The organism is Kitasatospora nipponensis (genome assembly GCF_039528135.1).
GTDB classification, from domain to species: domain Bacteria; phylum Actinomycetota; class Actinomycetes; order Streptomycetales; family Streptomycetaceae; genus Kitasatospora; species Kitasatospora nipponensis.
Window position 1 is genome coordinate 1 of sequence record NZ_BAAALF010000513.1, and the last position, 1,064, is coordinate 1,064.

The 1,064-nt window shown below is 74.4% G+C and carries 1 pseudogene; it reads left to right on the forward strand.

Features of this window, described 5'->3' with window-relative positions:
* Positions 1-1,064, forward strand: a pseudogene (locus ABD323_RS41570) (ALF repeat-containing protein); the annotation flags it as partial.

Below are 1,064 nucleotides of genomic sequence, written 5' to 3' on the forward strand. Positions count from 1 at the left end.
CGGAGAAGGCGGAGGCCGCCGCCGACGAGGCCGTGGAGTACGCGGGCAAGGCCGTCGACTTCGCCAACCGGTCCACCGCGTACGCCGCCGACGCCCAGGCGGCGGCCGACGCCGCGGTCAAGGCGGTGCTGGACGCGCAGGACGTGGAGCAGAAGGCGCGCGCGGCCGAACTCGCCAAGCTCGACGCGTACACCGACCAGGGCAAGGCCGAGGCCGCCGCGCTCGCCGCCCTCGAACAGCAGGACCTCGCCGACTTCCGTCACCAGCTGACCCAGCAGCAGGCCACGGACGCGGCCACGCTGGACCTGATCGCGGCGGCGGAGCAGGCCTTCGCGGCCGGCGACCACCCCGCCGCCGTGGGGCACGGCCGCAACGCCTGCCTCAGCCTGCTCATGTCGCACGGCACCTGGACCCGCGAGGCCGCCGCGTTCGCGCTGGCCGCCGGTGAGGAGTCGGTGCTCACCTGGATCGACACCGACCGGATCATCGCGCAGCGGCAGGACGACCGCGAGAGCGTCCTGTTCATCAGTCAGGTCTCCACGCCCGACGTGGCGAACGCGGCCCAGGCGACCCTGCAGTCCACCGACCAGGGCGCACCGACCGCCTTCCTCACCACCGGCGCGATCGAGGCGGCCAGGACCGACCAGACCGCGGCGATCTTCCGGATCCTCGGCGGGAACCCCGGCAACGCGGTCCGCCAGGCGGCCACCGACGCGCTCGACGACGGCTCGGCCACGGCCGTGCACGACTTCTTCGCCGTCAAGTACGCGCCGGCGCAGGCGCAGGACGACGACGTGGCGGTCTTCTCGACCATCGACTCCGCGGGCCCGTACACCAGGATGGCCGCGACCGTGGCGCTGGCGGGCCCGAGCTGGATGCGCCGCACCTTCGTCACCACCGTCCACCCCCGGATGCTGCAGCTCGACTCGGACGCGGCCGCCCACATCGCGGCCATGCAGGGCCTGCTCGCGCACGCCGCCAAGCTCGCCCAGGACGCGACGACGAACGCGGCGTCCGCGCAGAAGGTCGCGGCCGACGCCCGCAAGGCGGCCGACGAGGCCCCC